Origin of the sequence: Bradyrhizobium sp. AZCC 1577 (assembly GCF_036924575.1) — a bacterium.
GTDB lineage: Bacteria > Pseudomonadota > Alphaproteobacteria > Rhizobiales > Xanthobacteraceae > Bradyrhizobium.
Genome location: NZ_JAZHRQ010000001.1, coordinates 2,106,570 through 2,120,735, shown reverse-complemented (window position 1 = coordinate 2,120,735; position 14,166 = coordinate 2,106,570). Strand labels below are relative to the sequence as shown.

Annotated in this window: 12 protein-coding genes and 1 pseudogene; 8 read left to right on the top strand and 5 right to left on the bottom strand. The window is 58.6% G+C overall.

What is annotated here, in order from left to right; translation table 11 throughout:
* Window positions 1-481: 481 nt before the first annotated feature.
* A pseudogene (locus V1278_RS09960) lies at window positions 482-1,405 on the bottom strand (TRAP transporter substrate-binding protein); the annotation flags it as partial.
* Window positions 1,406-1,743: 338 nt separating this feature from the next.
* Here V1278_RS09960 and V1278_RS09955 point away from each other — a divergent pair.
* The 8 genes from V1278_RS09955 (at window position 1,744) to V1278_RS09920 (ending at window position 10,978) form a co-directional block, all read left to right on the top strand.
* Entirely contained in the window at window positions 1,744-2,121 is a 378-nt protein-coding gene (locus V1278_RS09955) for a thioesterase family protein (protein ID WP_334380563.1), read from the top strand.
* A 13-nt stretch (window positions 2,122-2,134) separates the two neighbouring features.
* The gene (locus tag V1278_RS09950; protein WP_334380562.1) at window positions 2,135-4,276 is read left to right on the top strand and encodes an indolepyruvate ferredoxin oxidoreductase subunit alpha; all 2,142 of its coding nucleotides are present in this window, start codon (window positions 2,135-2,137) and stop codon (window positions 4,274-4,276) included.
* The gene (locus V1278_RS09945) at window positions 4,273-5,766 is read left to right on the top strand and encodes an indolepyruvate oxidoreductase subunit beta family protein (RefSeq protein ID WP_334380561.1); all 1,494 of its coding nucleotides are present in this window, start codon (window positions 4,273-4,275) and stop codon (window positions 5,764-5,766) included. The genes V1278_RS09950 and V1278_RS09945 overlap by 4 nt, the downstream gene beginning before the upstream one ends.
* Window positions 5,729-7,450, top strand: a complete 1,722-nt coding sequence (locus V1278_RS09940; protein WP_334380560.1) for an AMP-binding protein — start codon at window positions 5,729-5,731, stop codon at window positions 7,448-7,450. Before V1278_RS09945 ends, V1278_RS09940 begins: the two co-directional genes overlap by 38 nt.
* Window positions 7,451-7,487: 37 nt before the next feature.
* The gene (locus V1278_RS09935; RefSeq protein WP_334380558.1) at window positions 7,488-8,450 is read left to right on the top strand and encodes a winged helix-turn-helix transcriptional regulator; all 963 of its coding nucleotides are present in this window, start codon (window positions 7,488-7,490) and stop codon (window positions 8,448-8,450) included.
* 39 nt (window positions 8,451-8,489) lie between these two features.
* Entirely contained in the window at window positions 8,490-9,218 is a 729-nt protein-coding gene (locus V1278_RS09930; RefSeq protein ID WP_334380557.1) for a LuxR family transcriptional regulator, read from the top strand.
* Between the two features lie 86 nt (window positions 9,219-9,304).
* Window positions 9,305-9,937: an acyl-homoserine-lactone synthase gene (locus V1278_RS09925; RefSeq protein WP_334380556.1), complete on the top strand. Its 633-nt coding sequence runs from the start codon at window positions 9,305-9,307 to the stop codon at window positions 9,935-9,937.
* An 81-nt stretch (window positions 9,938-10,018) separates the two neighbouring features.
* Complete coding sequence (locus V1278_RS09920; protein ID WP_334380554.1) at window positions 10,019-10,978, top strand: LysR family transcriptional regulator; 960 nt, start codon at window positions 10,019-10,021, stop codon at window positions 10,976-10,978.
* On the opposite strand, the gene V1278_RS09915 is transcribed toward V1278_RS09920, so the two are convergent.
* The 4 genes from V1278_RS09915 to trbF form a co-directional block, all read right to left on the bottom strand.
* On the bottom strand, window positions 10,945-11,190 hold the full coding sequence (locus V1278_RS09915; protein WP_334380553.1) for a DUF2274 domain-containing protein: 246 nt from the start codon (window positions 11,188-11,190) through the stop codon (window positions 10,945-10,947). The genes V1278_RS09920 and V1278_RS09915 overlap by 34 nt on opposite strands.
* Before the next feature lie 4 nt (window positions 11,191-11,194).
* Window positions 11,195-12,406: a TrbI/VirB10 family protein gene (locus tag V1278_RS09910; protein WP_334380552.1), complete on the bottom strand. Its 1,212-nt coding sequence runs from the start codon at window positions 12,404-12,406 to the stop codon at window positions 11,195-11,197.
* A complete protein-coding gene (gene trbG, locus V1278_RS09905; RefSeq protein ID WP_442894627.1) occupies window positions 12,403-13,344 on the bottom strand; it encodes a P-type conjugative transfer protein TrbG in 942 nt (313 codons plus the stop codon). Before trbG ends, V1278_RS09910 begins: the two co-directional genes overlap by 4 nt.
* 89 nt (window positions 13,345-13,433) lie before the next feature.
* Window positions 13,434-14,117 carry a conjugal transfer protein TrbF gene (gene trbF, locus V1278_RS09900; RefSeq protein WP_334380550.1) on the bottom strand — a complete coding sequence of 228 codons (684 nt, stop codon included), beginning with the start codon at window positions 14,115-14,117 and terminating at the stop codon, window positions 13,434-13,436.
* Between the last annotated feature and the right edge of the window lie 49 nt (window positions 14,118-14,166).

Genomic DNA, 14,166 nt, shown 5'->3' with positions numbered 1-14,166 from the left:
ATTCGACGCCTTACGCGCTATGCCTCGGACGGATAACTACATTGGCGCGCTCCAACCGAAGGATGCCGCAGGCATAAAAATGTCATTCGCGTCCCGCATGGTGAAATTCGCCCATAATTCCGCTCTTATCGCACCAGTAACTTCCATATCTGAACTAAATGGTGTCGTTCCGCGTATGGGGGCAGCGACGGTCGATATCGGCAACTGACGAGCCGAGCGATCGGGAACGCGCCGCGTCACATTGCCTCGGCCCAATGAGTCACCTCGCGGACGCGAGCGAACGCAAGCGGTGGGACACTTCGCGAAGACGCGGTGGACGTAGGATCACGCGGGTCCTTGACGGCATCGGGCGATGCGGCCGGCTTTATGGCTGGTGCATCTGACCTGTGTCGTTGTAATCGACTGCAACGCCGCCGTCCGCCACCGCTTATCCAAAGTTCGAAACTGGGCGACGCGAGGTTGCTGCACCGCTTCCGCTTGGCCGACTTCAGGCAGGCATCCAGCACCTCGTTGAACGGTCGCAACTGCGTTCCGTTCGCGATAAGCTGCTGAGCGCGGTGGGATTCTGCATGTCGTAGCGCGCGGCCATCCAAGTATTTGTGTTGGCGGCGGCATTGGAGAGGATCGCCTGATAAGTCTTGGCAGAGTATTCCATTTTTCCAGATTGACGAAGGCGTGACCGTCGGTCCGCCGTCCCAGAAGCCCGGACAGTAGTAGTACTTCGCAACTTTCTGGAACCCGAGCTTTTCATCATCGTATGGGCCGATCCACTCGGCCGCGTCGACAGCACCTTTTTCGAGCGCCGGATAAACGCCGCCACCTGCAAGCTGTTGCGCACGACGCCGATCTGCGCAAGCACGTGTCCCGAGATGCCGCCGACGCGCATCTTCAATCCCTGTAGATCGGCAACGGTCTTGATCTCCTTGCGGAACCAGCCTCCCATCTGCGCATTCGTGTTGCCACACGGAAATCCGATCAAGCCGTATTACTTGAAAAATTCGGTGGCCAGCTCGTTGCCTCTGACTGATAAAGCCAGGAATTCTGCGACGGGCATTGAGGCCGAACGGCACCGATGCGTAGACAGCAAAAGTCGGATCCTTGCCGACGCAGTAATACAAAACGGTGTGGCACATTTCGACCGTGCCGTTCGACGCCGCATCGAGCGCCTGCAGGCCGGGACGATCTCCCCCGCTGCGAAAACCTGAATCTGGAGTTTGTTGTCGGTCATTTCGGCGACCTGCTTGGCCAAATAATTGTCGCCGCCATAGACCATATCGAGCGACTTCGGAAAGCTGGACGTCAGTCGCCACCTGATCTCGGGCGACGACTGCGCGATGGCTGGAGAAGCGACCGCGGATGCGGCTGCTCCGGCAGCGGACACTCTCAGTTCAGGCGCGCGATCCAGCTTTTTTGATCTGGAACTGCGTCTAGCACATTTAGTTCAACTATAAAAGCGTGATTCCGCGACAAGCTTTGCTGCCTGCACATAGCTATCAGCCAAGGCTCACCGCGCCGTGAAACGTCAGGACATACCGTGTTTTGCAGCATAATTTGCTTGTCCATCGCTTTCATGATGTCGCGTTGGCGACTGTGTGGACGAAGCGATCCGACCGGGTTTTCCAACGGAGCTAGGCTGCATGATCGCTTTGCATCGCAAAAAACTGCGGCAAATGGCGACCACCTTCTAATGTGACTTCCATATCTGAACTAAATGGTGTAGACGGAGCGCCCGGAGGTGGAGCAATGGTTGAAATCGGCAAACAACTCAGTCGAACCATCGAGGTCGACGAAACGAGAGCAATCTCTTTTATGGGCCCGGAGCTCAGGGTCTATGCGACTCCGAGCATCCTCTCCGACATCGAATTCGCGTGTCGCGATCTGCTGCTGACGATGATCGACGAGGGAATGGATAGCGTCGGATCCCAGGTCACCCTCGAGCATGTGGGAGCAGCGAAGCTCGGTCGGAGCGCCGACGTCGTAGTGACCGTGGCGGAAGCGAATAAGCGCAGCATTACGTTCTCCGCGTCGGTCACCTGCGATGGCCGCGCAATCGCAAACGCCAGCCACGTCCGGACGATCGTTTCGGTAGTGGACCTTAAGGCCAGGATCGGCCAGCTATAATCAGGGAGTTGACATGCCGGAACGTTCTTTTCACGAGGAAGTACAGCAGCTTCGTGTCGGCAAGGGTGAGGTCTTCGAAGGCGAAGGCATCCTCGCCGTGACCAAGGCTCTGCTTCAATCGGGGGTATCCTACGTCGGCGGCTATCAGGGAGCCCCGGTATCCGCGCTCGTGGACGTGTTGAGCGACGCGCACGACCTGCTGGAAGAGCTGGGCATCCATCTCGAGACGTGCGCGAACGAGGCCGGCGCTGCAGCGATGCTGAGCGCCTCCATCAACTATCCCATCCGCGGCGCCGTGACCTTCAAGTCGATCGTGGGGACGAACGTCGCTGCCGATGCGATCTCGAATCTGGCCTCAGCGGGCGTCGTCGGCGGATCGCTGATCGTCGTCGGTGAGGACTACGGCGAGGGATCCAGCATCATCCAGGAGCGCAGCCATGCCATCGCGACGAAATCGCAGATCTGGCTCATGGATCCGCGTCCGGACCTGTGGAAGGTCGTCGACATCGTCGAGCGTTCTTTCGAGCTCTCGGAGGCCTCCAATACTCCGGTGATGATGGAACTCCGCATTCGGGCTTGCCATTTGAGCGGCAGGTTCGAGGCGAACGACAACCGGCGCGCGCCGATGTCGAAACGGAGCCTGATCGAATCTCCCGTTTTCGACAAGAACCGGATCAGCCTGCCTCCGGCGACCTACGTACAGGAAAAGCTCAAGATCGACGTCCGATACCCCGCAGCAGTCGATTTCGTCAGGGAACGGAAGATCAACGAGGTCTTTCCGGGCGAGTTCGACGACGTCGGTTTCGTCATGCAGGGCGGCATGTACAATCACGTCATATCCGCCTTGCGAGCCATCGGCCTTGCGGATGATTTCGGCAACTCACGCATACCTCTACTGGTACTCAACTGCGTCTATCCGCTGGTACCGGACGAAATCGAGAGCTTCTGCCGGAACAAGAAAGCTGTCCTCGTCATCGAGGAAGGCCAGCCCAACTACATAGAGAACGATATCAAGGCCCTTCTGTCCGATGCCGGCGTCGCGACGAAGATCCACGGGAAGAATTGCCTGCCGATGGCCGGCGAATACGTCGGAGCGGTGCTGATCGACGGATTCGACAAGTTCTTGGTGCGCTCCCGTCCGGCTCGCCTCGATTCCAAGGAGATCGCGCTGGCGGTCAAATCGTTTCAGGATAACAAGCGCAGAGCCGCGGAGCTGCTCGGAGGACCGCTGCCTGGCCGTCCTCCAGGTCTATGCACCGGTTGCCCTGAACGGCCGGTCTTCAGCGCACTCAAGCTTGTTCAGGAGCAGGTGGGAAAAGTGCACGTCAGCGCCGACGTGGGTTGCCACAGCTTCGCGACCCTGGAGCCGTTCAAGGTCGGAAATACGATTCTCGGGTACGGCTTGGGCCTCGCCTCCTCCGTCGGCCTCTCGTCGATGATGAAGAGACCGGTCGTCAGCATCATGGGAGATGGCGGTTTCTGGCACCAGGGTCTCGTGACGGGCGTCGCGAACCACATCTTCAACAAGGATGAGGGGGTACTCGTTCTGCTTAAGAACGGTTACGCCTCGGCGACCGGGCATCAGCACATCCCGTCTACCGGCTCGAACTCCCGCAACCAAGCCAGCGAGATGGACATCGAGAAGGCCTTGCGTGGTGTGGGCGTCAATTGGATCGAGACGGTCGGTTCGTACCGTATCGGCCGGATGATCACGGCGCTCAAGCGGGCCATTCTCGCGCAAGGGAAAGGGCTTCGAGTCATCATCGCGGAAGGCGAATGCATGTTGGCTCGTCAGCGCAGGGAGAGACCCGCGGCGGCCGCCCGCGTCAAGGAAGGAAAACGGGTCATCCGGACGAAGTACGGAGTGGACGAGACGACATGCACCGGTGACCATTCTTGCGTCCGTCTTTCCGGCTGCCCGACGCTCACGGTGAAGAGCAACCCGGATCCGCTTCGCAGAAGCCCTGTTGCCTATGTCAACGACGGCTGCGTCGGTTGCGGCAATTGCGGCGAAGTTGCGCATGCGGCGGTCCTTTGTCCGTCGTTCTACCGCGCCGAAGTGATCCAAAACCCCACTTTCCTTGATCGCACCGCGGAGCGCATCCGCAGCGCGTTCATCCGCTTCATGCAGCAGCGTCAAAGGGTCGTCGCATGACCATCGGATCCTCCAAGACACGTTCCATCTTGATTGCTGCCCTCGGTGGTGAGGGCGGCGGTGTTCTGTCGGACTGGACCATCGAAGCCATCCGCAGCGCGGGCTTTCTGGTCCAGGGAACCTCGATTCCGGGCGTAGCGCAACGTACCGGTGCGACGACCTATTACATCGAGTACCTCCCGACTCCCAAGGAAGAACTTGGATCAACACGCCCGGTCTTCGCACTCACACCGATTCCGGGCCGCGTCGACGTCATGATCGCGTCCGAGCTGATCGAGGCGGCTCGGGCGGCGGAAGGAGGCTATATCTCGCCGGACAGGACCACGCTGATCGCATCCAATCATCGGGTCTATGCGACGACCGAGAAAATTTCGATGACCGACGGGCGTTTTGACTCCCAGGCGGCGTTGAACGCGATCCATGCGGCGGCCAAGCGATCTCTAGTGTTCGACATGCAGAGCGCAGCGCTCGAAGCCGGCACGGTGATCAACGCGGTGATCCTCGGCACCCTCGCGGGCTCGAACGCGCTCGGCATCGCCCCCGAACTGTTCGAAGCCGCTATCAAGAAGTCCGGGAAATCGGTGGCGGCCAGCCTCAAAGGATATCGGTATGGTTTCGAAGCGGCGAGAGGAACTCTCCCCGCATCCTCCGCGCCAGCCACTCCGACAACGACTGAAACTCAGCTTGGGGAGGCCGAATTTCCGGTGGAGACGCGGCATGTCATCGGCACCGGATACAGGCGGTGTCTCGATTATCAGGACAAGGCCTACGCCGATCTATACCAGCGGCGGGTGCGCGATGTGCTTGCGACGGATCGGCAGGCCGGCGGAGCCGATCAGGGTTGGAAGCTTACGCTGGAAGCTGCACGCCTTCTGGCACTCCGCATGACCTACGAGGACGTCATCAGGGTCGCCGATTTGAAGACCCGTGCGAATCGGTTTGCGACCGTACGCCGTGAAACCCGAGTGAAGGCGGGCGAAGGTCTGCGTATCGTCGAGTATCTTAAGCCTGGTCCGGAGGAGGTCTGCGCGTTGCTCTCTCCCAGGATGGGCAATGCCTTTCTGGGTTGGCTCCGAAAACGGGGACTCGAGCATCGTTTCCACGTCGGCCTTCACGTGAGAAGCGACACCATATCCGGCTTTCTGATGATGCGGATGTTGGCGCGTGCCCGAGTGCTTCGTCGCCGCTCCTGGCGTTTCGCGCAGGAAGAGGCGCTCACGACCCGCTGGCTGACCGCGGTGAAGAATGCAGCACTCCTAGACTACGCATTCGGCATCGAAGTCGCCGAATGCGCCGACCTAGTGAAGGGTTACAGCGGCACGTATCGGCGTGGCGTGCGCAGCTTCGATCTGATCTTCGACAAGCTGGTAGATCCCGCGATTCGCCAGGTGAAATCAGCGACGGCCGCCGTACGCGGTGCCCGCGCCGCAGCGAACGCGGACCCTGAAGGGGATGCGCTCGACAATTTCCTTTTGGCCGCAAGTACCTAGTCGAAACAGCAAAACTTACCGATCGGGGGAGACAATGGCGAACGTCGAACTTTCGCATGTCATCGGGACCACGGCGTCCCCGCTTCTTGAGCTTACCATCGGAGGAACTCTGCGCGACGCGGCTTCTCGATACGGTGCGAGCGATGCTGTCGTCAGCATCTTCCAAGGTCAAAGGCTGACCTATGAGGAGTTGGATCGCGATGCCGATCGGGTGGCCGGGGCATTGCTCGCAATGGGCGTCCGGAAGGGAGATCGTATCGCGATCTGGTCCGCGAACAAGATCGAGTGGCTGATCGTGCACCACGGGGCGGTGCGCGTCGGTGCGGTCATCGTGACGGTCAACCCGGCTCTGAGACAGGAAGAGGCGCGGCACGTGCTGGCCGATTCAGGTGCGAGACTGGTCTTTGCCGCGCGTGCCTTTCGTGGCTACTCCTTCGCAACCGCACTCGAGAACATGCGTCCCGAGCTTTCCGATCTTGAAGAGATCATCTACTTCGATTTCGACGAGTCTGGTTCGGACTGGTTCGAGTTTCTGAACCGGTCGCCGCAGAACAGAAAAGGGATCGAGAAGGCCGAAGGCGAGGTCTCTCCGGACGATCCCTGTAGTCTCCAATACACCTCCGGTACGACAGGACGTCCGAAAGGTGCCCTGCTGACGCATCGAAATATCCTGAACAATGGACATTTCGTCGGTGAGCGGCAGAAGCTGACGAGCTCCGATCGCATATGCCTGCCTGTCCCCTTCTTTCATTGCTTCGGTCTGGTTCTCGGTGCGCTTGCCGCAATGACGCATGGCAGCGCCATCGTGCTGCCCGGGGAAAGCTTCGACGCGGAGTCCACCTTCGAAGCGATCCGGCGAGAGCGATGCACGTCCTTCTACGGCGTTCCGACGATGTACATCTCGTTGCTCACCCATGAATCGGTCCACAAGGCCGACTTCTCCTCTCTCAGGACTGGCTGCATGGGTGGCGCACCCTGCCCGATCGAGACGATGCGCCAGGCCGTCGAGCGGATGAACATGCGCGAGATCACCGTGACGTACGGCATGACGGAGACGTCGCCGATCTCCTTTCAGACGCTTCCCGAAGACACCAACGAGAAGCGGGTCACCACGGTCGGAACCATCCACCCTCATATCGAGGCCAAGATCGTCGATCCCCAAACCGGCCACACGGTCGAGCGTGGCGTGAGCGGCGAACTCTGCATCAGGGGCTATTCAGTCATGCGGGGCTACTGGCGGAATCCGGAAAGCACTCGCGAAGCCATCGATAAGGATGGCTGGATGCATTCAGGTGATCTAGCGACGATGACTCCCGACGGCTATCTGCAGATCGTCGGGCGGAGCAAGAACACGATCATACGGGGCGGAGAGAACATCTACCCCCGCGAGATCGAGGAGTTTCTGCTTACGATGTCCGAAATTGCGGAAGCCTATGTCTTCGGCCTCCCGGACGCGAAGTACGGCGAGGAAGTCTGTTCTTGGATCAAATTGAAGTCAGGCGCGAGCATGACTACCGAGCAACTCAAGGAGAGATGCAAAGGCAGGATTGCGACGTTCAAGATTCCGCGCCATGTCCGGCTCGTCGACGCATTCCCTACCACGGCCAGCGGCAAGGTGCAGTATTTCAAGATGCGAGAAGCTGAGCTCGAGTTGGCAAAGGGGGCCACCTCGATTGCCTGCTAAAATGGAACCACTCTCTCCCAAGTCTCCGGTTTGGAAGATGGACGGCGCTTCTGGTTCCGGCGGCGGCGTACGCCCCGACCGCCACCCTCCTCAAGGGTACGTCAGACACTCGGCGGAATCGGCGACCATCGATATCCTGGCGGATACGTGGACCTACTTGATCATTCGGGAGGCGTTTTTCGGCGCGCGCCGGTTCGCCGAATTCCAACGGAAGTTGAACATCCCTCGCGCCACCTTGAGCAACAGGCTTGAACGTCTGCAGAAGAGCGGAATCTTGAAACGGATCGGCAAAGCCGGCCAGCACAAACAATATCGCCTCACTGATCGCGGGAGGGACGTCTATCCCATAACACTCGGAATGATGTGGTTCGGGGACAAGTGGATGTGCAACGGCACACCTCCGCTCGCCCTGTTCCACAACACCTGCAGATCGTGGTTCTCCGCGAGGGTCGTTTGGCGTGAGACGGGCGAAGCTGTCCAGGCACACGACATACGTATTCGCATTCCGAAGGACTATTGGATCCCGCGTCCCAAGAACGCCCGGCGACACAGGAGGTCCACCTGGGACGGGTCCGTACAGGGTCGGCGCCCTTGCTCGGTGGAACGGATGTTGTCGATCGTAGGCGATAGATGGACGTTCCTTGTCCTTCAGGAGCTCTTCCACGGCAACCACCGCTTCGACGACTTCATCAACGGCCTTTCGATTGCTCCGAGCGTCCTGTCAGGACGGCTGCTCAATTTGCAACGAGCCGGCTTCATAGAAAAGAACGAAGAACTCGGCGGCTATAACCTGACCGAGACGGGGCTGGACAGCTACGGGCCGATGATCCTCATGAAGGCCTGGGGCGAGAAGTGGGTCGTCCGCGGGGGACGCAGCAATTTCGATTTCGTTCATCCCTCGGGCAAGGTCGTCACGCCAGTCGCTGTCTGCTCGAGTTGCCATGGTTTGCTTTCCGCCAAAGATGTCTCCTACGTCTGTAACTACGTCGCTCCAGATTAATCTTCGCAGGGGAATGCGATCGTCTCGGATTATAATATCATGCATCGCATCTTTCAGGACTTCATTGATTTGCTGTCGACAGCTGAAGATCCGCACGATTTTTCCCAAGCCATGGCCAACGCAGCGGCCTCTTTGGACCTTTCCTGTTTCGCCTACCTCGCTTTCCAAAGCGCAGAAAGGCACAAGCCGCGGCTAATCTCTACATATCCCTCAAGTTGGACAGCACACTATTTGCGAAACAACTATCAATTGATTGACCCTGTTGTTGAAGAAGCGCTGCAGACTCCTGAACCCTTCCGATGGGGAGTTGAAATCTCATCAAGATTCACTTTGACGGCGGAGCAGCGCCTCTTCGACGAAGCCGCTCAATTTGGGATTCGATCGGGCTTTACGGTCCCCATTCATGATGGGCACGGTCCTGTCGCTGCACTAACTTTCGCCGCTGACGGGAGAAGGCCGCAATTTGAAAAATGCATTGAGTCGCATCAGCGCGTTCTACAACTCATGGCGATGTATTTCCATGCTCACGTGCGCCGCAAGCTGGCAAACAGAGGTAGTGTAGATGGAATACATCTGTCTCCGCGCGAGCTTGAATGCCTAGAATGGGCTTCGCAAGGAAAAAGCGCTTGGGAGATCGGTTGCATCCTCGGCATCTCACGCAACACCGTCGCTTACTACCTGGAGAATGCGAAGGAAAAGCTAGGTGTTCGGACGGTGGTACAAGCGGTGACTCGTTTAGCCGCTGCGAACAAAATAAAGCAAAATTAGGACGCTCTCCCCCTGTAACTACGGGTGATGCATCTGGTCAACGATTTCGCTTCAAAAGGATGTCTAAAAACACTTTTGGAGGGGCTATGATTCAGTTGCTCACATCGCGTTCCTATGGGGAGTTCTCCAGCACTCTGGTGGAGATGCATCGGTTGCGCCATCGTGTTTTCAAGCTCCGCATGGGGTGGGACGTTCAGACCAGCGGCGATATGGAGATTGATGATTTCGACGCATTGCATCCAGTCTACCTGACGCAGCTATCTGACAGCGGCCACGTGCAGGGGTCCGTTCGCCTTTTACCCACACTCGGCCCGACGATGCTTCGCGATACCTTTCCCAAACTCCTTGAAGGCGAACCTGCGCCCTCAAGTCCCCTCGTTTGGGAAAGCAGCAGGTTTGCGATCGATGTAACCGCCGACGCTCCGAAAGGCGATCACGGTATCACGCGTGCCGCTTACGAGCTGTTTGCAGGAATGGTCGAGTTCGGACTTTCACGACAGCTCACTGATATCGTTACCGTCACGGATGTCAGAATGGAGAGAATCCTCCGACGAGCCGGTTGGCCCCTGCGACGCATAGGTGGTCCGTCTCCAATCGGCAACACCTTAGCCGTGGCGGGTTACCTTGCAATATCGAGTGAGATTCTTTCTAAACTTCGCAAAGCTGGCAGTCTTTCAATGCCGGCTCTTTGGACGCCAGTCATCTTTGCGGCCGCGTAGAACGATCCACAGCAACAAGCGAATATGCGTCCCCGCGTAGAGCGGGACGCCGTGTCTCACGTTTGCTACCGAGCGACGAGCATGACCGAAATCCGGATTAGGAACGATTTGCGGAGAGCCGGAAGAACTATTGACCTGCAGCAGCTTCGGTTAGCCGTTGTCGCTTGTGACTACGGAAGCTTTCGACGAGCCGCAGAAGCGCTTTCGATCAAGCACACTGTTCTCAGCCGTTCTATCGGTCAGCTCGAGCATCTGGTCGGGACTTCACTGTTTGAGCGCTCAAGCGGGGGAGTCAGGCCTACTCTCGCTGGCCGCGCGGTTCTGCGAATTGCCCGGCTAATTTTGGAACAAGTTGACACGCTGGTTGACACTGGCAGATCGATTGGCCGCGGTGAGGCCGGTCATCTTGTCTTAGGCTTTTGCACATCGATGTCGACCGGCAATTTGAGAGCTACATTAGGCGAGTTCAAGAAACGACTTCCTCAAGTCGAGCTGACTACGGTAGAGCGCTCTCGGTCTCGGCTGATGACCGCACTTCGCAGTGGGACAGTCGACGCGGTCGTGATTCCAGGCCGCTTGCTATCAAGGGATACAGAGGCACAGCCGCTCTGGAGCGAACGGCTTATGATCTCGCTGCCTCAGGATCACGGCTTGGCAGCGCGCGAGAGCATCTACTGGACGGATCTTCGCGACCAAACTGTTCTCTTGAGCCAGTACGATCCAGGACAGGAACTTGAGGACCTTCTGGTATCGAAACTAGTGCTTGCTGAGGGGCGTCCAAAAATTGAACGCCATGACGTTAGCCGAGGCATTATTAAGAGCTTGGTCAGTCTCGGCATGGGAGTCAGCCTCGTCATGGAATCAGATGTAGGAGCAAGGTTCGCTGGATTGGCTTACCGGGAGCTGCAGGATGGAGCGGGGCCAAGTCGGATCGGATTCTACGTGCATTGGCGTACTGACAACAGAAATCCGACACTTAGGCGTTTCCTCGATCTCCTAGCGGAACGCTATCCTGCCTCTTCGCTGGCCCTAGAGGAATGAGCGGTTCGTCGTAGCTTTGCGAAACCGCGATCGGTCGCCATAAATCGAGCCAACATAGGCCCGATCAGCTTGGCGGGATCGATCTGCTTTCCAGCTTCACGTGCCAAGGCTTCCCCATAGGCAACGAGATCGCGGTGCACTTGGGCGGGAATCTCAGTCGTGACCTTCACCGGTTTGTCGTCAGGCAATGCTCCTATTTTAAGCTTTGGCATGCCGTTATCCTCCGTATGGCGCAAGGACGAGGTCACGATTGACAAGGACGCGAACTGGGAAACCAGGCCGTACGGTCAAAGTAGGCTGGATGTTGAGACTGCGCCGAACCACCTGCTGTCCGGTTTGGTTTAGTGAGTCAGAGGCGCCGTGTCGCAATGCTTGGATGATGGCGCTGTCGTTGCTATTGGTGTTGGAGCCTGCGCCCAGTTCCGTCCCGACAGCCAAGAACGTCGATAACGCGGCGGCCTTGAATAGCTCACCCCAGTGCTTGTCCACTTGGTCTTCAAGGCCCGCATAGCCAGCGGTGTCAGCGCCAGGTTGCCGCTCAAGAATAATAGAACGTCCATTCGGCATGATCAGCCGCGTCCAAACCAACTGGACGCGGGATTGCCCGAAGGTGATCTGACTATCGTACATGCCGATCAGACGCGCTCCCTGAGGCACAAGCAGAAAACGGCCGGTCGGCGTGTCAAAAACATTCTCGGTTACCTGCGCTGTAATCTGACCTGGGAGGTCCGATCTGATCCCTGTGATCAGGGCTCCCGAAATGACCGTTCCAGCCTGCACGATATACGGTGAGGCCGGACGGGTGATGCGGTCAGGACTTACCGTGCTGCGATTCACAGATGCGTTTACGAAGGCGAGCTTCCTGTCCTGACTATTCTGCGCAAATCCATCGTCGCTAGTGCTCAGTGGGCTTGTTGGCACGACGCGGTCGGTCCTCAGAGCCGCAGCGACAGGTGGACGCACCTCTCGCCTATTGGTCGAAGCGAATAATTGGCTAACACGGGCTGCCTCGGCCTCTTGGTCCCGGTGCTGCTGCTCCGGATCAACGCCGATCGTCGGCGGCTGCCCCTGGGCAGCCAGGATCGGTCGACCGAGGTCCCCGGGGAGTGGCGGACCAAGCTGCGGGACTGTCTGACGTGGAACGCCAGCATAGTCCTTCGGCAGCGCCGTAATGCCGTCGGCAACATTGTGATGATCGGTGCTGTAGAGTTCATCGACCGTCTGGTTTCGGGGACGATTGTTCTGCAGAGACCACAGCACGGCTCCGCCGATGACAAGAAATGCAATGGCGCTACCTCCGGCCAGAAACTTTCGTGACAGCCGTGTCACACGCCGATGCTCTGCTCTTAAGCGGAAACTCCTGGACTGCTCCACTTGAGTCTGCGGCGAAACTGCTTGCTCGTGAGCGTTTTCATCTGAAATATTCATGACGACGGCCTCCCGTCGGTCCTGACAATCTTGACCTTCTGCTGATGCTCACCACCAAGCCGGAGTTCGGCGGCTGCAAACAGCCGATCGACGATCAGTACGTTGCCGTAGGCGCGGTAGTTTACGAGTTCGGTCTTGCCGTCAGGGCCGATGACGAAGAGCGGTGGCATCTCGCCTTGAACAATCCCTTGGGGGAATTCGACGTAGACCTTACGGCCATCGTCATACGCGGCAAGGGGCCGCCAGGGCGGGCTGTCCCCTTCGATCGCGTAGCGGAGGACACGCTGTGACGGATCTGGAAGAACCGGTCTCAGGGAAGCAGAGCGCGATTTCTCGCGCGCCGTCTCTGGGTAATACCAGGCAACGGATGGCATGTAGGGCCGGTCGCGGGAGCGGAGTTCGATCAGGTAGGTGCGCCGGTCGGTATTGACGACAAGGTTGGTTTCGATCGAAGCGCGGGTCGGCTTCACCAGGATATGGACGCGTCGCGTATCGCCGCTCCCGCTCTCAGTATCGCCCACAACCCAGCGCACGGTATCCCCGGCCGCAATCGGTCCCGATCCCGTCAATTGCTCTCCCTCTTCGAGCGCGATATCCGTGATCTGGCCGGGCGCGGCGTAAATCTGGTAGAGCGCACCCGGGCTGTAGGCGTAGATCTGAGCCGCGTTGAAATATCCCCGCTTGCGCGGCTCGACTCGCGCTGCGCTGTTCGCAGTCTCAACCCGGCTTACGGGTTCGGCGTCTTCCTTTCCTCCCGTCTTGCCGCCCAGAACAGGTTTCCAGAGCGGCGGAACATGAAGCGGCTGCAGCCTGTCGTCGACCGGTGCTGGCGGCGCGGGCAACGGCGGGACTTCGCTGTCATGGCTGATCTGCGCCGGAATGTAAGTCGCGCAACCTCCGAGAGCGGACATGCCAAGCAGAAGGACAGAAAGGAGCATTCGCCTCGAAGTCAGGGATTCGGACGAGCTTGCGTTGAGCTGGCGTCGTGGAATTGGCGGCTTCGCATAAGCGTGCGGCATCGTTTTCGTCACTGACCCAACTCCTTTGACCAGTTGATGGCGCGGACGTAGACGCCGAGTGGATTCTTGCGCAGGCGCTCTGCGTCGCGCGGCATCTCGATCACGATCGTAAGAATGGCGGTCCAGCGCTCGGTCGAACTCAGGGAGCCGTTGTCGTAACTGCGTTGGATCCACGCGATCCGAAAGCTGTCCGGAGAAGCGCGGATGACGCTCGAGACATCGACGGAGATCTGCGCTTTGCCCAGCTTGGCAAAGGGGTCGTTGTTACGCGCGAAGTCGTTGAGCGCAGCCGCCCCACGATCGGTCGTAAAATCATAGGCTCGAAGCCAATTCTGGCGTAGAACAATGCCGTCCGCGGGCAGGCCTCTGACATCTTCGATAAAACGTGCCAAGTGGTAGGCGATCTGCGCGTCGTTGGGTTGATAGTCCATGTTGGCCGGCGCAACCCTTTGGGCCTGGCCGAGATGATTAACCTCCACCACCCAGGGCGTGATTGATCCTTGGGTTGATTGCAAAGCGAGTCCACCGGCAAGACCCGCCGACAGCATCAGGCAGCCGAACGCCATCAGACGCCAGTTCTTGGCTTGAACGCGCGCCGATCCAATGCGTTCGTCCCAAACCTGCGCTGCTTTTTGATACGGTGTGACCGGCTTGGGCATGCGCCCGTAATGAACGGAAGGTCGTTTGAACATCTGTGATTGCCCTTGGCATCAATTGATCGGCTTCAAGTCGTGCGGCCTC

What these genes read in the sequence shown, in the direction of transcription:
- V1278_RS09955 (WP_334380563.1), top strand. Translation starts at nt 1,744, where the DNA reads ATGGTTGAAATCGGCAAACAACTCAGTCGAACCATCGAGGTCGACGAA.
- V1278_RS09950 (WP_334380562.1), top strand. Translation starts at nt 2,135, where the DNA reads ATGCCGGAACGTTCTTTTCACGAGGAAGTACAGCAGCTTCGTGTCGGC.
- V1278_RS09945 (WP_334380561.1), top strand. Translation starts at nt 4,273, where the DNA reads ATGACCATCGGATCCTCCAAGACACGTTCCATCTTGATTGCTGCCCTC.
- V1278_RS09940 (WP_334380560.1), top strand. Translation starts at nt 5,729, where the DNA reads ATGCGCTCGACAATTTCCTTTTGGCCGCAAGTACCTAGTCGAAACAGC.
- V1278_RS09935 (WP_334380558.1), top strand. Translation starts at nt 7,488, where the DNA reads ATGGACGGCGCTTCTGGTTCCGGCGGCGGCGTACGCCCCGACCGCCAC.
- V1278_RS09930 (WP_334380557.1), top strand. Translation starts at nt 8,490, where the DNA reads ATGCATCGCATCTTTCAGGACTTCATTGATTTGCTGTCGACAGCTGAA.
- V1278_RS09925 (WP_334380556.1), top strand. Translation starts at nt 9,305, where the DNA reads ATGATTCAGTTGCTCACATCGCGTTCCTATGGGGAGTTCTCCAGCACT.
- V1278_RS09920 (WP_334380554.1), top strand. Translation starts at nt 10,019, where the DNA reads ATGACCGAAATCCGGATTAGGAACGATTTGCGGAGAGCCGGAAGAACT.
- V1278_RS09915 (WP_334380553.1), bottom strand. Translation starts at nt 11,190, where the DNA reads ATGCCAAAGCTTAAAATAGGAGCATTGCCTGACGACAAACCGGTGAAG.
- V1278_RS09910 (WP_334380552.1), bottom strand. Translation starts at nt 12,406, where the DNA reads ATGAATATTTCAGATGAAAACGCTCACGAGCAAGCAGTTTCGCCGCAG.
- trbG (WP_442894627.1), bottom strand. Translation starts at nt 13,344, where the DNA reads ATGCTCCTTTCTGTCCTTCTGCTTGGCATGTCCGCTCTCGGAGGTTGC.
- trbF (WP_334380550.1), bottom strand. Translation starts at nt 14,117, where the DNA reads ATGTTCAAACGACCTTCCGTTCATTACGGGCGCATGCCCAAGCCGGTC.